This is a genomic window from Pseudomonas sp. GW821-FHT07F01 (assembly GCF_059418825.1).
This window is the reverse complement of record NZ_JBWKQO010000007.1, coordinates 352,884-368,784: the sequence shown is the minus strand read 5'-3', so window position 1 is coordinate 368,784 and position 15,901 is coordinate 352,884. Positions and strand designations below refer to the sequence as shown.

The window sequence follows — 15,901 nt, the reverse complement described above, 5'->3', positions numbered from 1 at the left end:
GAATAATGGAACAGAACATCACCCGGCGGTTGGCCCGCCGGGTGATAGAACCATCAGCGCACAGGTGGTGCGTATTGGATGCCGCCGTTGTTCCACAGCGCGTTCAGGCCGCGGTCGATGGCCAGTGGCGTGCTCTTGCCGAGGTTTTTCTCGAACACTTCACCGTAGTTACCTACTTGCTTGACGATCTGCACCACCCAGTCCTTCGGCAGTTTCAGGTCTTTGCCGTATTCACCGTCCGCGCCCAGCAGACGTGCAACATCAGGGTTCTTGGTGGATTTGGCTTCAGCCTCGACGTTCTTCGAGGTGACGCCCGCCTCTTCGGCGTTGAGCATGGCGAACAGGGTCCACTTGACGATGCTGAACCACTCTTCGTCGCCCTTGCGCACCACCGGGCCCAGGGGCTCCTTGGAGATGGTTTCCGGCAGAACGACATAGTCGGTAGGGGTTGCCAGCTTGCTGCGCTGTGCGTAGAGCTGGGATTTGTCGGAGGTCAGTACGTCGCAACGCCCGGACTCCAGGGACTTGGCGCTTTCGTCAGAGGTATCGAAAGTGATCGGGGTGTATTTCAGACCATTGCCGCGGAAGTAGTCCGACACGTTCAGTTCGGTAGTAGTACCGGCTTGAATACAGATAGTCGCACCGTCCAGCTCTTTGGCGCTTTTTACGCCCAGCTTGTTGTTCACCAGGAAACCGATGCCGTCGTAATAGGTGACGCCGGCGAACACCAGGCCCATGCCCGCATCGCGGGAACTGGTCCAGGTGGTGTTGCGCGACAGCACGTCGATCTCGCCGGACTGCAGCGCAGTGAAGCGCTCCTTGGCGTTCAACTGGCTGAACTTGACCTTGGTCGCATCGCCGAACACCGCAGCCGCCACCGCGCGGCAGACGTCGGCATCGATGCCGAGGATCTTGCCGGTGGCATTCGGTACCGAGAAGCCCGGCAAACCGTCACTGACGCCGCATTGCACGAATCCTTTCTTCTGTACTGCATCGAGGGTCGCACCCGCCTGTGCGAAACCGCTCATACCCAGCACCGTTGCTGCCGTGACGGCAGCCAGGGTGGATTTCAACATCTTCATTCAAACCTCCAATTTTGCTCTTGTTGTGTCGGAGCTTGAGTCCTGCCGCACCCTCATGAGGCGCTGTTGACCCGTGTCGGCTTTTTTATGGGGTCAAGCGGCGTAAGACCTTAGCTATGAGTCTAGTAGGAGAAATCCACGTAATAGGGGGCCTACATCTCACCAATCGGCCGAACGGGCTGTAGCCCTTCGCAGTTCGCAAAGCCCGTAGCGGCCAGTGGCGAACCTTCATCAGAGGAGGCTGGCTATCCCATCGCCTGCGGTAGCCTGTTAGTGTTACCGCCGGCGGACAGGGCTTTCACCTGGACTCCTCTTTCTGAGCCATAGCAAAGCCCGTACCACAGTCCCGGCTAAAGCGTTTCAGCCAGTGGTCAACAGTAAAACGTTCAACCGTGCGACATCTTCTTCACCGATCAACCGGGCGCGCCCTTCACTCACGCACTCAATCAGCGCGCACGCACACAAATGGAGCAGCCATGACCGAGCCCTTGATTCTTCAGCCCAGCAAGCCCGCAGATGCCTGTGTGATCTGGCTTCACGGCCTGGGAGCGGACCGTTACGACTTCCTGCCGGTAGCCGAGATGCTGCAGGAAACCCTGCTGAGCACGCGCTTCGTATTGCCCCAGGCGCCGACCCGGGCAGTGACCATCAATGGCGGATATGCCATGCCCAGCTGGTACGACATTCTGGCCATGAACCCGGCCCGCGCCATCAGCCGTGAACAGCTCGAGGAATCGTCTGACGAGGTCATCAGACTGATCGAAGAACAACGCACCAGCGGAATAGACGCATCGCGAATTTTCCTCGCCGGTTTCTCCCAGGGTGGCGCCGTTGTACTGCACACCGCCTTCCTCAAATGGCAGGGTCCATTGGGTGGCGTACTTGCCCTGTCCACCTATGCCCCGACCTTCAGCGATGAACTGCAACTATCGGCCAGCCAACAGCGGATTCCGGTGCTTTGCCTGCACGGCCAGTACGACGAAGTGGTGCAGAACGCCATGGGCCGTACCGCTTATGAGTACCTGAAGCAGCATGGTGTCACCGTGACATGGCAGGAATACCCAATGGAACACGAGGTGTTACCAGAGGAAATCCGCGACATCGGCACCTGGCTGAGCGAGCGTTTGCGCTAGAAAATCCGCGCGCCGTGCCCCCGGCGAGCAACAGACTACGCCGCGCCCGCTTCTTGCATTACACTGGCCGGCGTACATTCCTTAACCAATTGATGAGATGACCGTGCTCAAAGCACTCAAGAAAATCTTCGGTAAAAGCGAGGCTGAGCCGCTCGCGCCAAGCCCCAGTGCCCCCTCCCCCAGTTCCAGCAGCCGTCATGACGGCCGTCAGCCGGAACGGAGCGCACCCGCTACCGCAGCTAAAAAAGAACCGGTGAACACACCGGCTACCCCTTCCGCTCCCAAAGCCCCACGCCAAGAGAAGCCCAAGGCCGAGCAACCCAAAGCTGAGCAGCCGCGTCGCCCGCGCGCGCCGAAACCGCCGGTCAGCACCTGGAAACTCGAAGACTTCGTGGTCGAACCCCAGGAAGGCAAGACCCGCTTCCACGACTTCAAGCTCGCTCCGGAACTGATGCACGCCATCCAGGACCTGGGCTTTCCCTATTGCACGCCAATCCAGGCCCAGGTGCTGGGCTATACCCTGGCGGGCAAGGACGCCATCGGCCGGGCCCAGACCGGTACCGGCAAGACCGCCGCATTCCTGGTGTCGATCATCACCCAGCTGCTGCAGACCCCGCCGCCCAAGGAGCGCTACATGGGCGAACCACGGGCGCTGATCATCGCTCCGACCCGGGAGCTGGTGGTACAGATCGCCAAGGACGCCGCGGCGCTGACCAAGTACACCGGCCTCAACGTCATGACCTTCGTTGGCGGCATGGATTTCGACAAGCAGCTCAAGCACCTGGAAGCGCGCCACTGCGACATCCTGGTCGCCACCCCGGGCCGCCTGCTGGACTTCAACCAGCGCGGCGACGTGCACCTGGACATGGTCGAAGTGATGGTGCTGGACGAAGCCGACCGCATGCTCGACATGGGCTTCATCCCGCAGGTACGGCAGATCATTCGCCAGACGCCCCCCAAGAGCGAGCGCCAGACCCTGCTGTTCTCCGCCACCTTCACCGAAGACGTGATGAACCTGGCCAAGCAATGGACCACCGACCCGGCCATCGTCGAGATCGAAGCCGAGAACGTCGCCAACGCCAACGTCGAACAGCACATCTATGCCGTGGCCGGCGCCGACAAGTACAAGCTGCTGTACAACCTGGTCACCGACAACGGCTGGGAACGGGTGATGGTCTTCGCCAACCGCAAGGATGAAGTGCGACGCATCGAGGAACGCCTGGTACGCGATGGGGTGAACGCCGCCCAGCTGTCCGGCGACGTGCCGCAGCACAAGCGGATCAAGACCCTGGAAGGCTTCCGCGAAGGCAAGATCCGGGTCCTGGTGGCCACCGACGTGGCCGGCCGCGGCATCCACATCGACGGCATCAGCCACGTGATCAACTTCACCCTGCCGGAAGTGCCGGACGACTACGTGCACCGCATCGGCCGGACCGGTCGCGCCGGTGCCGACGGCGTATCCATCAGCTTCGCCGGCGAAGACGACTCCTACCAGCTGCCATCGATCGAAGCCCTGCTGGGCCGCAAGATCAGCTGCGAGATGCCGCCCGCCGAACTGCTGCGCCCGGTGGAGCGCAAGCGCCCGCAAGCCTGACGGCCGGCGCACCCGCAGCGCCCCGGCAACCTGAAGAAACGCAGCCCGACCACAGGCTGCGTTTTTTTTCGCCTGGATATTGCCCACCAAAACTAAAAGTCCATAATAGACAAATTAGTTTAAATCCTGGGAGCCCTTGCATGTCCAGCACGCCTTACGTGATTGCCCGCCCCGAGGCCCGTCAATTGCTCGAACGCATCGACGTGCCGCAGATCCTGCGCAAACTGTTCCGCGACCTGGCTGCCGGGCTCGCTGTGCAACCGGCGCAACAACTGGTGGAGTTTCCCCAGGGGGCCGGCGACTTCATCAATTACCTGGGGGTGCTGGCCGAAGACCGGGTGTACGGGGTCAAGACCTCGCCCTACATCGTCCGTACCCAAGGTGCGCTGGTCACCGCCTGGACGTTGCTGATGTCCATGGACAGCGGCCAGCCGTTGCTGCTGTGCGACGCCGCCGAACTGACCACCGCCCGTACCGCGGCCACCACAGCGGTCGCGGTCGACGCCCTGGCGCCCCCCACAACCCGGCACCTGGCGATCATCGGTAGCGGCGCGGTGGCCCAGGCGCACTTGCGCTATGTGCAGCACCTGCGCCCCTGGCAGAGCATCCGCCTCTACTCCCCGAGCCTGGCGAGCAAGCCCGCCGCGGAGCTTGCCCGCCTGCAAGCCCTCGACCCGCGCTTGCAACTGGTGGCCCGGCTTGAGGACGCCACCGAGGGCGCCGACGTGATCATGCTCTGCACCTCGTCCGCCGGACCCGTGCTGGATCCGAGCAGCCTCGGCAAGCCGGCGCTGATCACCTCCATCAGCACCAATGCGCCACGGGCCCACGAAGTGCCGCCCGCGGCCCTGGCACAGATGCAGGTCTACTGCGACTACCGGCGCACCACACCGGGCTGCGCCGGTGAAATGCTGATCGCCGGCGAACAGCACGGCTGGGACAGTGCGGCGATTCTCGGCGACCTGCCGGAGCTGCTCAGCGAACAGGCCCCGCTCCCGGATGCCGAACGCCCGGTGTTCTTCCGTTCCATCGGCCTGGGCCTGGAAGACATCGCCCTGGCCAATGCCCTGTACCACCTGCGGCGCCCGCAGTAACCACTGCTGCTCGCCCCTATTGCGGAGCTTCGAATGATCCAGGCAGATTTCATCATCATTGGCGGCGGTATCGCCGGCGCGTCCACCGGCTACTGGCTGTCGCCCCATGGCCGAGTGGTTGTGCTGGAACGTGAATCCCATCCCGCCTATCACTCCACCGGCCGCTCCGCGGCGCTCTATACCGCCGCCTACGGCACCGCCCAGGTGCGCGCCCTGACCCTGGCCAGCCGGGCCTTCTTCGACCACCCGCCGCAGGGTTTCTGCGAGCACCCGCTGCTGACTCCGCGGGGTGAAATGACCGTGGACTTCAACGGTGATCCGGCCGAACTGAACAACCAGTACCTGAGCGCCAGGGCCACGGTGCCGGAGATGCAACTGCTGAGCGCCGACGAAGCCTGCGCGCGCCTGCCGATCCTGCGCCGGGAAAAGGTCCATGGCGCGCTCTACGACCCCAGCGCCAGCGATATCGACACCGACGCCCTGCACCAGGGCTACCTGCGGGGCATCCGCCGCAACCAGGGCCAGGTCTGCACCGACCATGAGGTGCTGGGAATCGAGCGCGACAGCCAAGGGCAGTGGCAGGTGCGAACGGCCGCTCAGGCGTTCAGTGCGCCGGTGTTGATCAATGCCGCCGGGGCCTGGGCCGACCACATCGGCACAATGGCCGGAGCCCGCGCCCTGGGCCTGCAGCCCAAGCGCCGCGCGGCTTTCATCTTCGCCGCCGCCGAAGGCCTGGACTTTCACCACTGGCCAATGCTGGTGAGCCTGGATGAATCCTTCTACATGAAGCCCGACGCCGGCATGTTCCTCGGCTCACCGGCCAATGCCGATCCGGTTGAACCCCACGATGTGCAACCCGAAGAACTGGACATTGCCCTGGGTATCCACCAGATCGAAGAAGCCACCACCCTGAGCATCCGTCGTCCGACCCGGACCTGGGCCGGGCTGCGCAGCTTTGTCAGCGACGGCGATCTGCTGGCCGGTTTCGACCTGCAGGTTCCGGGGCTGTTCTGGGTTGCAGGCCAGGGCGGCTACGGTATCCAGACCTCGCCGGCCATGGGCCAGGCCAGCGCCGCCCTGGTGCGAGGTGCCCCCTTGCCGGAACACCTGACCCGCTTCGGCCTCACGCCTGCCATGCTCTCCCCGGCCCGCCTCGACCGAACCACCGGTTGAGGCGCCCCCAACGATTGCGGCACACTCCCAGCGCCCGCTGCCGGCGGGCGCTGAAGCTGCCTGGAGTACGACCATGACCTCACCTGCAAAGGACCCTGCCCTGGACAATTTCCGGGCGATTGCCGATGCCATTGCCACCCTGTTCTTCCCCCATGCCGAGGTGGTGCTCCACGACCTGCGTACACAGAAGATCGACTACATCGCCAACAACCTGTCCAAACGCGAAGTGGGCGACGACGCAGCCCTGGAAGACCTGCTCAGCGGCGACCGCGACGAACGCAACATCGGCCCCTATGAAAAGCTCAACTGGGACGGACAGAAGATCCGCAGCCTCAGCAGCGTGCTGCGCGACAGCCAGGGCCAGCCCCAGGCGGTGCTGTGCATCAACCTGAACATCTCGCTGTTCGAAAACGCCAAGGCGGCGCTGGACCTGTTTCTGTCGCCGAGCAAACTGATTCCCCAGCCCGACTCGCTGTTTCGCGATGACTGGCAGGAGCGGATCAACACCTTCCTGCACAACTGGCTGCGCGAGCGCCAGCTGGGGCTGAACCTGCTGACCCGCGATCACAAGCGCGAACTGGTGCTGGCGCTGCACGCCGAGGGCGCCTTCAAGGGCAAGAGCGCCTCCAACTACGTGGCCAACGTGCTGAACATGGGCCGGGCGACGGTATACAAGCACCTGAAGGAATTGAAGGGACAATAAAGGTTCACGAGCAAGCTCGCTCCTACGCGGAGTTGCACAACACCTGTAGGAGCGAGCTCGCTCGCGAAGGCGTCCTCAAGAACGCCACAATGTCTCAATCCCCATAGATATCCGACTTGAAGTACTTGGCCTGGATCTTCTGATATTCACCATTGGCCCGAATATCATCGATGGCCTTGTTCAACTCGCCCACCAGTTCACTGTTGCCCTTGCGCACGGCAATCCCGGCGCCCTCGCCGACGTACTTCGGATCTTTGAGCTCAGGCCCGACAAAGGCGTAGTCGGCCCCCCGGGGCATCGACAGAAAGTCGGCCAGCGGAATGCTGTCGGCAAAGATCGCGTCCAGGCGCCCGGCCGCCAGGTCCATGTAGATCTCTTCGTTGTTGCTGTAGCGCACCACCTTGATGCCCTTGGGCTCGAACACCTCCGTGGCATAGCGGTCGGTGGTGGTGGAGCGCTGCACGCCCACGGTCTTGCCCTTGAGGCTGGCGTACTGGTCGTCCACCTCGGCGCCCTTCTTCATCACCAGGCGCGACGACGTGAAGTAGTACTTGTGGGTGAAATCCACGGATTTGCGGCGCTCGGCGGTAATGGTCATGGAGGACAGCGCAGCGTCGATCTTCTTCACCTTCAGCGAAGGAATCAGGCCGTCGAACTCGCCCTCGATCCACTCGCACTTGACCTGCATCTGCGCGCACAGGGCATTGCCGATGTCGTAGTCGAAACCACCGATCTTGCCCTCGGCGGTCTTGAAGGCAAATGGCGGGTACGCCGCCTCGATGCCCAGGCGCAGGGTCTTTTCGGCCGCGAACAGGCTGCTGCACGCCAACAGGCTCAAGGCCAGGCCACTGATCAGGGGGAGTTTTTTCATGTTCGTTCTCTCGCGGGTTGTTGTTGGTTTGGCAAGACAGAAAGAAGAGGAGAAACAGGCGACGCTTTATTTGTACTTGTTAATCCATACTGGACTTTTACGTACACATCGTCAACGGCGCGCGCAACGACTTATCCCCAGCGGTCGGCGGGAACAGTCGCAGTCGATTGCAGGTTGGATTGCGGCGGGCTCAGGTGCCGCCGGCAAGTATCAGGGGATCAGTCTTTCCAGCGCGCGGCCGCCGCATGGTCGCTGTCGCGACCTTCGACCCAGCGCGGGCCGTCGGCGGTGTTTTCCTTCTTCCAGAAAGGCGCCCGGGTCTTCAGGTAATCCATGACAAAGGCACAGGCATCGAACGCAGCCTGGCGATGGGCACTGGCCGCACCGACAAACACAATGGGCTCGCCCGGCTCCAGGGCGCCGATGCGGTGCAGCACTTCCAGTTGCAACAGCGGCCAGCGCTGCTCGGCTTCGGCGGCGATCTTGCCCAGGGCCTTTTCGGTCATGCCCGGGTAGTGCTCAAGAAACATGCCGTGGACCTCCTGCCCATCATTGAAATCGCGCACGTAGCCGACAAAGCTGACCACCGCACCCACCCCGGTATCCGCGGCGTGCATGGCGTTGACTTCAGCCCCGGGATCGAACGCTGCTGACTGCACTCGAATCGCCATCTCAACCTCCGGTCACCGTGGGGAAAAACGCCACTTCGTCGCCGTCTTCCAGGGGTTCGTCCAGCTGGCACAGCTCTTCATTGCGAGCGCACATCAGGTTCTGCTCGGCCAATACCTCGGCCCCGTCCCGGGACAGCAACGCCTGGCGCACATCCTCGACCTGCTGGAACACGCCTTCGATCTCCAGCCCGTCAATGCCCAGGGCCTCGCGGTAGCGAGCGAAAAACTTCACCGAGATCTTCATGCCTGATCCGCCTGGTAATGGCCGCTCTTGCCGCCGAGCTTCTCCAGCACCCGAACGCTGTCGATGGTCATGCCCCGGTCCACCGCCTTGCACATGTCATAGATGGTCAGCGCGGCGACGCTGGCGGCGGTCAGCGCCTCCATTTCCACCCCGGTCTGCCCCGATAGCTTGCAACGCGCAACGATGTGCACGCAGTCCTCGCCTTCGGCACTGAGCTCGACCTTGACACTGGTGAGCATCAACGGATGGCACAGGGGAATCAGGTCACTGGTTTTCTTTGCCGCCTGGATCCCGGCGATGCGCGCCACGGCGAATACATCGCCCTTGGGATGACCGCCGCTGACGATCATCTGCAGGGTTTGCGGGAGCATGCGTACCCGCGCTTCGGCCACCGCCTCGCGAAAGGTCACGGCCTTGTCGGTGACGTCGACCATATTGGCGCGCCCCTGGGAATCGAGATGAGTCAGCACGGCGTTACTCCTGATCTGGTGGCGGCGATTGTAAACCCGCGGGTCAGTTTTCCGCACCCTGCACCAACGCCACCCGCTGACAGAAAGAACCCTGCCCGGATCCTGCCATAAAACCCTCTGGCACCAGGTGCGGACAAGGTAATCACTGTGGCGAATACTCTGCATAAGAATAAAGAATTGGCGAACTTATATTAATAAAAGTACAAAGCCAAAAAAATCTGAGCATAAATACATGGCACTCCTTATATCAATCCTCTTGAGTCTTTTGGCCGGCTTCGCAGTTCCACTTCAGGCAGGAAGCAACTCAAAACTTGGCAACTTGTTGGGCCATCCATTATGGGCCACGGGCGTCTCACTAGTTGTCAGCCTGCTGGCACTTGCCATCGTAATCATCTTCATCAAGGTTCCTCGCCCCAACTTCGTCGCGGCCCAAGGTGGTCCTTGGTGGATCTGGCTGGGCGGCATCGCCGGGGTTTTCTACATCACCGTCGCCCTGCTGATGGCACCGCGCCTTGGCGCTGTCAATTTCATCATGGCGGTGATCGTCGGCCAGTTGATCATATCCCTGCTTATCGACCACTTCGGTCTGGTCGGCCTGCCTCGCCAGGAAATAAGCCTACAAAAGATAATAGGAGCACTGGTTGTCGCTGGCGGATTCGTAATTACCGTTCGTGGATAACCAAAACCAACTTCCAGCAGCGCATATAAATATATTTCCTCACCCCCCCTTTGCAAAGCCATACATAAACAACAGGCCTGGCAAGAGCAGGACGAGTTGTCGAGTATCGTTTGTAAATTCATCGAAGATTTCAGCCGCAGCCAATTGAGCTCTTGGTTAAACCAAAGGAAAGAGTGAAGGAAGCTGCATAGAGCCTGGTTACATAACCGAAAACTGCCAATGGAGGGCCTCGATCGAGGCTTGATTGACATGCAAGGATTGCAAGATGAGTTGCTCATCCATATCTCCAACGCCCTGGTCGCCGAAGACTTTTTGGCACTCGAACCGAAACTGCCGGCCTTGATCGAGGCAACGACTCAGAAAATCATCGAAGATCTGGCAGCATTCGCCAGCCGTGATCCTGCTACCCAGGGGCGACTTGAACTGATCCTGCAGAACCGCTGCTCGTTCAAAGCCGTGATGTATTACCGGCTAGCGCACTGGATCTGGCAATTGCCACCGGAAGCAGGTCACGACTATCGGCTGATTGCCGAGAGAGTGAGCCACCAGGGCAAACTCATCAGCGGAGCGCATATCCATCCGGCGGCACAGATTGGCCAACGCTTTGTCCTCGAACATGGCTACGGCACAATCATCGGTCCAACCTGCAGAATCGGCGACGATTGCCACCTTCTGTGTGCAGTCATCCTAGACACTCAACTGGCGGCCCATGATCCTGAAGGCCACCGCCACCCGAGGCTGGGCAACAATGTCGAGATCGGCGCCGGCGCCAGGCTGATTGGCTACGTGACAGTCGATGACAACGTGCTGGTCAGTCCGGCCTGCGTCATTACCCACACTCTGCCCACTGGCACGTGGCTCAAAGTCGTCAGCTCGACCGAAGCGCAATGAGCCATCGCGCACCAACTGCCGGCTGCCGGAGTTCGCCCCGCTCGAAGTCCGGGGGAAATGGGCCTGATCGCTCTCAGGCGGTGGTCGGCGCCTGATCGACTACCTGCCTGATTTGTTCACGCAGCCAGGCATGCGCAGGCTCATCCTTGAATCGCCGATGCCAGATCTGCACAAAAGGAAAGGCTGGAATCGGCAACGGCGGCTTCACCCGCGCCAGGTTCTGATCGAGCCGGGCATCGTCCAGGGTACGGGTGGCCACGGTAAGGATCAGGTCGGTGTTGTGAATCATGCTGGGAGCGGTCCCCCAGTGGGGCACGTTGACGGCAATTCGCCGTTGCAGGCCATGATCGCGCAACAGGCTGTCGACCTCGCCATTGGCCGAGCCATCCACAGACACCAGAAGATGCGGCCGTGCCAGGTAGCTGTGCAAATCGAGCACGCCATTGGCCGGCAGAGTACGACGATCGAGCAGGCAGGAGAAGGTTTCCTCGAACAGCACCTCGGTGGCGAGATCTTCCGTGAATTTGGGAAACACCCCCAGCGCCAGGTCGATCTTGCCCTGGGCCACCTGCTCGAACATCCCGTGCCGGCTGTCCTGGGTCACCAGCAGGGTGGTGTTCGGTGCATCCCGACGCAGGCGCACCAACAGTCCAGGCAGGATGATCGCCGCCCCGTAGTCGGACATCGCCAGGGTGAAGACACGCTGGGAGCTGGCCGGATCAAAATCGATCGACTTGCCGAACAACGTCTCGATCTGCCCGAGGATTTCCCGCAGCGGCTCCTGAAGATTCTGTGCCAGGGAACTGAGCACCAACTCACCGCCACGACGAATCAGGATCGGGTCGTCGAGCAATCCACGCAACTTGTTCAATGAATGACTGATCGCCGGCTGGCTCAGATGCAGACGCAGGGCCGTACGGGTGACATGCTTCTCCGTCAGCAAGGCATCCAGCACCACCAGCAGGTTCAAATCGATATTACGCAGTAAAGCAGTGACCATCCTGTTATTTCCAACCTGGGGGACCAGCCTCGCAAAAGCCCCGCGACCTGTATCGACACCAAGGGACCCTTGTTGGCTGAACACTCTCGAAATCGCCGGGAAATTCTATTCGACCGTGAAGCGCCGGTCGAATCCACGACGCTCCTGGCACTCGCTGGGCCCAGCCGGCACAGTCCCGGTGAGACGTACCACGCAAACACAACGGGCGGCCCAAGGGCCGCCCGTTGTGTTCCAGGGTGAGGTTACAAGTGGCTTTCGGCGTATTCCGCCAGGATCGAGCGCGGCACCCCTTGCAGGGTGATGTGCACGCCGTTGGGGAAGTCCTTGAAACGTTCGGTGAGGTAGGTCAGGCCAGAACTGGTGGCCGACAGGTAGGGGGTATCGATCTGTGCCAGGTTGCCCAGGCACACCACTTTGGAACCGGCGCCGGCACGGGTGATGATGGTCTTCATCTGGTGCGGGGTGAGGTTCTGGCATTCGTCGATCAGGATCAGGCTCTGCTGGAAGCTGCGGCCGCGGATGTAGTTCAGGGATTTGAACTGCAACGGCACCTTGCTGAGGATGTAGTCGACGCTGCCGTGGGTGTTCTCGTCATCCATGTGCAGGGCTTCGAGGTTGTCGGTGATGGCGCCCAGCCAGGGTTCCATCTTCTCCGCCTCGGTGCCGGGCAGGAAGCCGATCTCCTGGTCCAGCCCCTGCACGCTGCGGGTGGCGATGATGCGCCGGTAGCGCTTGCTGACCATGGTCTGCTCGATAGCGGCGGCCAGGGCCAGGATGGTCTTGCCCGAGCCCGCGGCGCCGGACAGGTTGACCAGGTGGATATCCGGATCGAGCAGCGCGTACAGCGCCAGGCCCTGGTAGATGTCCCGCGGTTTCAGGCCCCAGGCCTCCTGGTGCAACAGGGGCTCCTGATGCAGGTCGAGGATCAGCAGCACATCGGCGCGGATTTCCTTGATCCAGCCGACAAAGCCCTGTTCGTCGATGATGAATTCATTGATGTGCACCGCCGGCAGGTTGTCGATCAACTGCACCTGGTGCCAGGTACGGCCATGGTCCTGGCGGGTTTCCACCTTGCTTACGCGGTCCCAGAACGAGCCGCTCATGTTGTGGAAACCATTGGGCAGCAGGGAAACATCGTCCACCAGCTGGTCGGTGCTGTAGTCCTCGGCGGCGATCCCGCAGGCCCGCGCCTTGAGGCGCATGTTGATGTCTTTGGTCACCAGCACCACGGGCAGGTCCTTGTTGCGCGCGTGCAGGTCGATCAGCTGGTTGATGATGATGTTGTCGTTGAGGTTGTCCGGCAACAGGCTGGTGGGCTCGTTGCGCTTGCTCATGAGGATCGACAGCAAGCCCTTGGGCCCGCTCTTGCCACGCTGGATCGGTACGCCCAGCTCGACGTCCTCGGGTGAGGCTTCACCCAGGGTCTTGTCGATCAGGCGGATGGCCTGGCGGCATTCGGCGGCCACGCTGTGATGCCCGCTCTTGAGCTTGTCCAGCTCTTCGAGGACGGTCATGGGGATGGCGACGTGGTGTTCTTCGAAATTCAGTAAGGCGTTTGGATCGTGAATCAATACATTGGTATCGAGTACATAAAGGATTGGCTGGTTGGAAGAAGAGCTACGTCCGTGGTCATCCATACTCGGTCACCTTATGTGGGAGCCAGTCGACGCAATACCATGGGGTATCGCGCCTCGAAGGGCCACCGAATTCACCCGCGGGGGTTCAGGTGACCTGCACACACAAGGAGTCTTGGGAGACGCCACCTGTGTCGCAGGTTTCGGCGGTCTGAGTTCGTAATACTCCAAAAACCGTGACAGGAAAAAGCACTTTGACGCTTTTTTGATGTTTATTTTGCAGAGTGACGAATAGCCCTTGGCGAGTGGCCCGGGCACCGTTAAAGTCGGAAGTCCGCCTGCCTCGAAATCCCGCTATTTTTCCCCTCTTCAGCCGCCATTTCTCCCTGTTTGCGCAGGCTGTTTCGTTTCAGCGAAATGCATCCTGGCAGTCTTCCCAACCGATGCCGCTCTGCGCGGTCTGGGCCAGCAACCAGGGCAGGCTGCTCTTGACCCCATCCTGCTTGGCATTGAAGGCGATCACCCCGCGTCGCCACAGCAGCATCAAGGTCAACACTCTTTGCCCGCTGTCCTCGGCCTTGAGCTTGCCGGCGCCGTCCTGGGCGTCGATGTCCCATAGCGCCACCTGCATGCCCTGGGCATTGAAGAAGCCCTGGGCGTCGGCGCGACGCTGGCCATAGGGCGGGCGGAACAGCGGCACGTAGTTTTCCGGCAGCTTGCTTTTCACCAGGTCGGCGCTGCGCTGGATCGAGTACTGCCAGTCCTGCCAATGGCTGTGGGAACGGAATTCCCACCCCTGGACCCCAACGCACTGCCGGGAATACAGGGATTGCAGGCTGGCCACCGACGCCTTGTCGAGACGGTTCTGGATATCGTTGCCAAGAACGAAGAAGGTGCCGCTGAGGTTGGCCTTGCGCAGGTAGTTGGTGAGCCAGGGCGTGTTGTCCGGCGCCAGGTTGGCGGCGCTGTCGAAGGTCAGCAGAAACAGCCGGTCATTGAGCTCGTCGCCATTGCGCTCGTAGTCGCCAAAGCGCAGCACTTCGCTGCTGGTCTGCGGTGACAGCGCGGCCTTGCGCAGCAATTCGTCCAGGTACTGCTCGTGGAAGGTCCGGCTCGGCTCGCCCCAGCGCGCGTAGTAGGAGTCCTGCGCCAGATGGAACTTGCCGGCCTGCTTGCGCAACTGCTGCATGTTTTCCACCAGGTAACAGAAGGACGCGTCCTGGTCGCAGCTCTGCTGGGCGAAGTTGTAGTTATCCAGCAGGCGCTGCCACAGATGCTCGCGCAGCTCAGAGATCGCCTCCATGTTGATCATCCGCAGGCCCAGGCGCTGCTTCATCGAGGCCTCGTCCCAGGCTTCGCTGATCAGCAAGGCGCGAGCGAAGGAGAGGATCTCGGCCCGCGAGGCGACGTCGAACAGGGTCGGATTGTCGAGCTTTTCCGGCCAGGTGCTGCGGTCCAGGGTCGCCACATCATTGGGCGCTGCCAGCACGCTGAAACTCAGAAGCCAGGCCGAGAAGAGAAACGCGATACGCAAAAGGGATGCCTCCAGAACAAAACCCGCGCCGCACTATAGCCGATCTGTGCCAGGAATCAGGGCCCCTTCGCCGGCAAGCCGGCTCCTACAGGCTCGTGCGGGAGCCGGCTTGCCGGCGAACCGCGATCAGCGGTCATGACTATCGCCATCATAGGTGGAGTCCGGGCGCCCGAGCCCCTAGAATCCCCCGACGCCAAAAGGAGACGACCCCATGCTGATGGTGATTTCACCCGCCAAGACCCTCGATTACGAAACACCGCCGGTTACCCAGCGCTTCACCCAGCCGCAATACCTCGACCACTCCCAGGAACTGATCCAGCAACTGCGGGAACTGACCCCGGCGCAGATCAGCGAGCTGATGCACGTATCCGACAAGATCGGCGGGCTCAACGCCGCGCGCTTCGGTAGCTGGACCCCGGCCTTCACTCCAGACAACGCCAAGCAGGCGCTGCTGGCGTTCAAGGGCGACGTCTATACCGGGCTCAACGCCGAAACCCTCAGCGAGGCGGATTTCGACTACGCCCAGCAGCACCTGCGCATGCTTTCCGGCCTGTACGGCCTGCTGCGCCCCCTGGACCTGATGCAGCCCTATCGCCTGGAAATGGGCACCAAGCTGGCCAACGCCCGGGGCAAGGACCTGTACGCCTTCTGGGGCACCCGCATCAGCGAATGGCTCAACGAGGCTCTGGCCGAGCAAGGTGACGACCTGCTGCTGAACCTGGCTTCCAACGAGTACTTCTCGGCGGTCAAGCGCACGGCCCTGAACGCGCGGATCATCAATACCGAGTTCAAGGACCTGAAGAACGGCCAGTACAAGATCATCAGTTTCTATGCCAAGAAAGCCCGTGGCCTGATGAGCCGCTTCGTCATCCAGGAGCGCATCAACGACCCCGCTCAGCTCAAGCAATTCGACGTCCAGGGCTACCGCTTCAGCGCGGAGCAGTCCAAAGCCGACAACCTGGTATTCCTGCGCGACCACGCACCGGAATAAAGCGTTCCCCTGCCGCGCTCGCTTCCAACCGGCGAGCGCGCCAGAATGTGATCATCCGCACATTCCCCGCCTTTAATAAGCCAATTTTCTGGCGCCATAGAACTTTCAGCGTTTTGCCTAACTTTTATTTCACTCGACAGCCCTGATTTTTTTCAGTAGTGGCACCACTTTTTTTATTCGGTAGTGGCACAAAAATA

16 protein-coding genes are annotated in these 15,901 nt (G+C 61.3%); 8 read left to right on the top strand and 8 right to left on the bottom strand.

Going from position 1 to position 15,901, the window contains the following annotated elements:
- Nucleotides 1-53: 53 nt before the first annotated feature.
- Nucleotides 54-1,082 carry an amino acid ABC transporter substrate-binding protein gene (locus AC07R1_RS26770; RefSeq protein ID WP_495111114.1) on the bottom strand — a complete coding sequence of 343 codons (1,029 nt, stop codon included), beginning with the start codon at nt 1,080-1,082 and terminating at the stop codon, nt 54-56.
- A 476-nt stretch (nt 1,083-1,558) separates the two neighbouring features.
- Here AC07R1_RS26770 and AC07R1_RS26765 point away from each other — a divergent pair, with 476 nt between their 5' ends.
- The 5 genes from AC07R1_RS26765 (at nt 1,559) to AC07R1_RS26745 (ending at nt 6,779) form a co-directional block, all read left to right on the top strand.
- A complete protein-coding gene (locus AC07R1_RS26765; RefSeq protein WP_011059398.1) occupies nt 1,559-2,215 on the top strand; it encodes an alpha/beta hydrolase in 657 nt (218 codons plus the stop codon).
- A 97-nt stretch (nt 2,216-2,312) separates the two neighbouring features.
- Nucleotides 2,313-3,809 (top strand): ATP-dependent RNA helicase RhlB, encoded by a 1,497-nt coding sequence (gene rhlB, locus AC07R1_RS26760; RefSeq protein ID WP_015634252.1) that lies wholly within the window; start codon nt 2,313-2,315, stop codon nt 3,807-3,809.
- Between the two features lie 140 nt (nt 3,810-3,949).
- On the top strand, nt 3,950-4,903 hold the full coding sequence (locus AC07R1_RS26755) for an ornithine cyclodeaminase family protein (protein ID WP_495111113.1): 954 nt from the start codon (nt 3,950-3,952) through the stop codon (nt 4,901-4,903).
- Between the two features lie 33 nt (nt 4,904-4,936).
- Nucleotides 4,937-6,076, top strand: a complete 1,140-nt coding sequence (locus tag AC07R1_RS26750; RefSeq protein WP_019094753.1) for an NAD(P)/FAD-dependent oxidoreductase — start codon at nt 4,937-4,939, stop codon at nt 6,074-6,076.
- Nucleotides 6,077-6,149: 73 nt separating this feature from the next.
- Entirely contained in the window at nt 6,150-6,779 is a 630-nt protein-coding gene (locus AC07R1_RS26745) for a helix-turn-helix transcriptional regulator (RefSeq protein WP_011059395.1), read from the top strand.
- A 94-nt stretch (nt 6,780-6,873) separates the two neighbouring features.
- On the opposite strand, the gene AC07R1_RS26740 is transcribed toward AC07R1_RS26745, so the two are convergent.
- From AC07R1_RS26740 to moaC, 4 genes are all read right to left on the bottom strand, one after another.
- Nucleotides 6,874-7,650 carry an ABC transporter substrate-binding protein gene (locus AC07R1_RS26740; RefSeq protein ID WP_019094752.1) on the bottom strand — a complete coding sequence of 259 codons (777 nt, stop codon included), beginning with the start codon at nt 7,648-7,650 and terminating at the stop codon, nt 6,874-6,876.
- Nucleotides 7,651-7,868: 218 nt separating this feature from the next.
- Nucleotides 7,869-8,321, bottom strand: coding sequence for a molybdopterin synthase catalytic subunit MoaE (gene moaE / locus AC07R1_RS26735; RefSeq protein ID WP_495111112.1), 453 nt, complete (start codon nt 8,319-8,321; stop codon nt 7,869-7,871).
- Nucleotide 8,322: 1 nt separating this feature from the next.
- Nucleotides 8,323-8,565, bottom strand: a complete 243-nt coding sequence (locus tag AC07R1_RS26730; RefSeq protein WP_011059392.1) for a MoaD/ThiS family protein — start codon at nt 8,563-8,565, stop codon at nt 8,323-8,325.
- Nucleotides 8,562-9,035, bottom strand: coding sequence for a cyclic pyranopterin monophosphate synthase MoaC (gene moaC / locus AC07R1_RS26725; protein ID WP_011059391.1), 474 nt, complete (start codon nt 9,033-9,035; stop codon nt 8,562-8,564). The genes AC07R1_RS26730 and moaC overlap by 4 nt, the downstream gene beginning before the upstream one ends.
- Nucleotides 9,036-9,267: 232 nt before the next feature.
- On the opposite strand from moaC, the gene AC07R1_RS26720 reads away from it, so the two are divergent.
- Complete coding sequence (locus AC07R1_RS26720) at nt 9,268-9,714, top strand: DMT family transporter (protein WP_220223733.1); 447 nt, start codon at nt 9,268-9,270, stop codon at nt 9,712-9,714.
- 249 nt (nt 9,715-9,963) lie between these two features.
- The gene (locus tag AC07R1_RS26715; protein WP_220223732.1) at nt 9,964-10,605 is read left to right on the top strand and encodes a serine O-acetyltransferase; all 642 of its coding nucleotides are present in this window, start codon (nt 9,964-9,966) and stop codon (nt 10,603-10,605) included.
- Between the two features lie 73 nt (nt 10,606-10,678).
- Here the strand turns inward: AC07R1_RS26715 and AC07R1_RS26710 are convergent, their stop codons facing one another.
- The 3 genes from AC07R1_RS26710 to AC07R1_RS26700 form a co-directional block, all read right to left on the bottom strand.
- A complete protein-coding gene (locus tag AC07R1_RS26710; RefSeq protein WP_220223731.1) occupies nt 10,679-11,605 on the bottom strand; it encodes a LysR family transcriptional regulator in 927 nt (308 codons plus the stop codon).
- Nucleotides 11,606-11,847: 242 nt separating this feature from the next.
- On the bottom strand, nt 11,848-13,242 hold the full coding sequence (locus AC07R1_RS26705) for a PhoH family protein (protein ID WP_011059380.1): 1,395 nt from the start codon (nt 13,240-13,242) through the stop codon (nt 11,848-11,850).
- Nucleotides 13,243-13,588: 346 nt separating this feature from the next.
- Entirely contained in the window at nt 13,589-14,713 is a 1,125-nt protein-coding gene (locus AC07R1_RS26700; RefSeq protein WP_123430098.1) for a polysaccharide deacetylase family protein, read from the bottom strand.
- Between the two features lie 211 nt (nt 14,714-14,924).
- Between AC07R1_RS26700 and yaaA the strand changes: the two genes are divergently transcribed.
- Complete coding sequence (gene yaaA, locus AC07R1_RS26695) at nt 14,925-15,704, top strand: peroxide stress protein YaaA (RefSeq protein WP_011059378.1); 780 nt, start codon at nt 14,925-14,927, stop codon at nt 15,702-15,704.
- Nucleotides 15,705-15,901 lie beyond the last annotated feature (197 nt).